Genomic DNA, 4175 nt, shown 5'->3' with positions numbered 1-4175 from the left:
TTCAAGTTTCTTCAAGTGCGATCGCCTTTATTGACACTCAAGTAGAAAATTATCAAAGTCTGATTGCTGGGGTAAAAGCGGGTACGGAAGTAGTCGTTTTGGATGGGAACCGGGATGCGATCGACCAAATTACTCAAATTTTAGCTCTTCGGACAAATATTGACAGCCTTCACATTGTTTCTCACGGTGCTCCGGGCAGCTTGCAACTCGGCGACGGTAACTTGAGTTTAGATGATATAGAGTGCGATCGGGATTCTCTACAGCAGTGGTTTTCGCCACGAACCGACTCAAGGAGCAAAAATCGACCGAATATCCTGCTATACGGGTGTTCAGTAGCAGCAGGCGAGATAGGTAAAGCATTTATCAAACGCTTGAGTGAGTTAACCGGGGCTAGTGTTGCAGCTTCCCAAAACCTCACGGGAAGTGTAGCCAAAGGCGGGGACTGGGAACTGGAAGTCAGAACCGGGAAAATAAAAACGCCGCTGGTATTTGAACCCGAAGTGTTAGCGGGTTACGAGTATGTTTTGAATAGTTTTGGTGCAGCTACAAATTTTGGCGTGGGTACAAGTCCCAAAGGTATTAATGTAGGGGATTTCAACGCTGATACCTTCCCAGACTTGGTAGTGACAAATCTGAATGACGACAACGTTTCAATTTTGTTAGGGAATGGCACAGGGGGTTTTGGCACAGCTACCAACTTTGCCGTAGGTTTAGGTCCCGTTTCCGTCACATCGGGATTATTTAACGATGACAATTTCCCCGACTTAGCCGTAGCAAATAGTAGTAATAGTAATATCTCAATTCTGTTAGCAAATGGTACGGGTGGCTTCTATGTAGGCAATGATTTCAATGTGGGTAATACTCCCCTTTCAATAGCTGTCGGAAACTTTAACGCGGACACTTTCCTCGATTTAGCGGTGGTAAACGCTAACCCTCAAGGTGCTTCTGGTAGTGTCTCAATTTTGTTGGGAAATGGTGCTGGTTACTTTGGGGCTGCCACTAATTTCAATGTTGGTTCCATTCCTGGTTCCGTTGTTGTAGGCAACTTTAATGCTGACAGTGTACCTGACTTAGCCGTTGCCAACAGCTTCTCTAATAATGTCTCAATTCTGTTAGGAAATGGTACGGGCGGATTTGGTGCAGCTACTAATTTTGGGGGTGTGCCAACTCCAAATTCGATCGCCACTGGGGACTTTAACGGAGACAATTTCCTCGACTTAGCCACAGCTAACGGCGGTTCTAACAGTGTGTCAATTCTATTGGGAAATGGCACTGGTGGCTTTGGCCCGGCCACTACTGTTAACGCAGGGGCAGGGCTTAACGGCATTGTGGTGAAAGACTTTAGCGGAGATGGCAGACTTGACTTAGCAGTAACAGGAACCAGCGGCGCATCAATTTTAGTAGGCAACGGCAATGGCGGTTTTAGTACACCCATTAACTTTACTGCGGGCACCGATCCAAATTCCATTATTGCAGGCAACTTTAATGCTGACACTCTCCCGGATTTGGCCGTAGCGAACAGCGGTTCAGACAACGTTTCTGTACTGCTAAATACACCGAATACGGTAAATTTTGACACTTCCAAATACAGCAACATCATCCCTGTTAATGAAGACGCTACCGACACAGTAATTAATGTCACTCTTACTCTGGGCGGCACACCCCTCACCGATGTAGTTGTACCAATTGTCCTCGACCCCAGTAGCACAGCTACTCAAGATGCTGATTACACAATTTCACCTACTACTGTTACTTTCCCTGCCGGGGCGACAGGTGCTGCACTCACTCAAACTGTGGCAGTTACCATCAAGGCTGACAACATCGTTGACAGTAACGAACAGTTAGTTCTCAATTTGGGTGCGATTACAGGCGGTGTTGCTGGCGCTACGAGTCAAGTTAAATTGTCAATATTGGATAGGAAGAGTTCTTACTCAATTATCGCCGAGAATCCCACCGTGACCGAAGGGAATTCCGGCGCTAATCCTGCCACATTTACTATTACTCGCAGCGGTAGCACAGAACTTTGGAGTACCGTAGATTATGCTATTATCGGCACTGCGACAAACGGCACTGATTACAACAATATCGGCGGCACTTCTGGGGCAACTGCTGCCACTGGTAAAATCAGTTTTGCCGAGGGTGAAACATCCAAAACTATTACTTTGGATCTGTTGGGAGATGGCAATATAGAACCGGATGAAACTGTTGCCATTACTTTATCAAATTCAGTTTCACCGGGTGGCGCACCGACTATTGCGACGGCTACCGCTACGGCTACTATCAAAAATGATGACGCTGCCGGCATCACTGTCACTCCAAAGGCAATATCAACAACCGAAGCTGGCGGTAAGGCAGAATTTACAGTCAAATTAAACGCTGCACCAACTGCTGACGTTACCATCGGTTTGAGGAGTGACAATGTTGCAGAAGGAACAGTTTCAACGGAGAGCTTAACTTTCACTACGGCTAACTACGATCAACCGCAACCAATAACGGTGAATGGTGTTGACGATTTGGTAGCTGATGGCCCTCTACCTTACAAAATTGTCACGGCTGCGGCTGTGAGTACCGATGTTAATTACAATAACCTCGATCCTGAAGATGTCACCGTCACCAACAGTGACAATGAAACTCCGGGAATTACGGTGAATCCGACGGCGGGATTAACTACTGGTGAAGATGGCACTCCTGCTAACTTTACTGTGGTTCTAAATACTCAGCCGACTGCTGATGTGACTATCGGCTTGAACACAGATAATCTTGCCGAGGGAACTGTTTCGACTAATAGCTTAACTTTCACTACGGCTACCTGGAATACACCGCAGCCGGTGACAGTAACAGGGCTTAACGATAGCATTGCTGACGGCGATATTGGCTACAAGATTCTCACGGCGGTTACTGTTAGTACAGATCCGATTTACAACAACCTAGATGTAGCGGATGTTAGCCTCAGCAATAAGGACGATGATACGGCTGGTATTTCTATTACTCCCACGGCAACAACTGCTACAGAAGGCGGCGCGACGGGCAGTTATGCGATCGAGTTAACGTCCGAGCCGATCGCCCCTGTTACCATTAACTTTAATGCCCCAAGTGAAATAAATGCGATCGCGCCTGTTATCTTTGACAGCAGTAACTGGAATGTTCCCCAAACAGTCACAGTCACCGCTACCGACGATAGCAAAGCCGAAGGCACGCACAGCAGCACGATCGCTCACACTGTTACCAGTACCGACACTAAGTATAGCGGCACGGCTATTCAGGATGTAAATGTAGCTATTACCGACAACGACACAGCAGGTGTGAGCATTTCTCCCACGCAAACAACTGCTACAGAAGGCGCGGCCGCGGGCAGTTATGATCTCAAATTAATATCGCAGCCGATCGCCCCTGTTACCATTAACTTTAATGCCGGAAGTGAAATAAATGCGATCGCCCCTGTTATCTTTGACAGCACTAACTGGAATGCTGCCAAAACAGTCACAGTCACCGCTACCGACGATAGCAAAGCCGAAGGCACGCACACGGGCACGATCGCTCACACTATTACCAGTACCGACACTAAGTATAGCGGCACAACAATTCAGGATGTCAGTGTAGCGATTACCGACAACGACACAGCAGGTGTCAGCATTTCTCCCACGCAAACAACTGCTACAGAAGGCGGCGCGGATGGCAGTTATGACATCAAATTAACATCGCAGCCGATCGCCCCTGTAACTATCACTCTCACAACAGGTAATGAGATAGAGGCGATCGCCCCTGTGACTTTCACTGCGGATAATTGGAATGTCGCTAAAACCGTTACGGTGAAAGCTGTTGACGATGCAGTTGTCGAAGGCGCGCACAGCGGTAATATCACTCATAGTGTGAGCGAGGGTGATGCTAAGTATAATGGGGTTGTGGTTCCAGGGGTGACAGTGGCGATTACGGATAACGATGTAGCGCCAGAACCGAGCGGCGGTGGCGGCACTGTAGCAGAACCGAGCGGCGGTGGCGGCACTGTAGCAGAACCGAGCGGCGGTGGCGGCACTGTAGCAGAACCGAGCGGCGGTGGCGGCACTGTAGCAGAACCGAGCGGCGGTGGCGGCACTGTAGCAGAACCGAGCGGCGGTGGCGGCACTGTAGCAGAACCGAGCGGCGGTGGCGGCACTGTAGCAGAACCGAGCGGCGGT

The 4175-nt window shown here is 48.9% G+C and carries 1 protein-coding gene; it reads left to right on the top strand.

Annotation, left to right across the window (positions count from 1 at the left end):
• Window positions 1–4175 (top strand): DUF4347 domain-containing protein (locus QUA45_RS28110; protein WP_333223169.1); only part of this gene is annotated, 4175 nt, incomplete at both ends.

The organism is Microcoleus sp. Pol12A5, assembly GCF_036701435.1.
GTDB lineage: Bacteria > Cyanobacteriota > Cyanobacteriia > Cyanobacteriales > Microcoleaceae > Microcoleus.
Note: the sequence above shows the minus strand (reverse complement) of the source record. Positions and strands in the feature narration are given on the sequence as shown.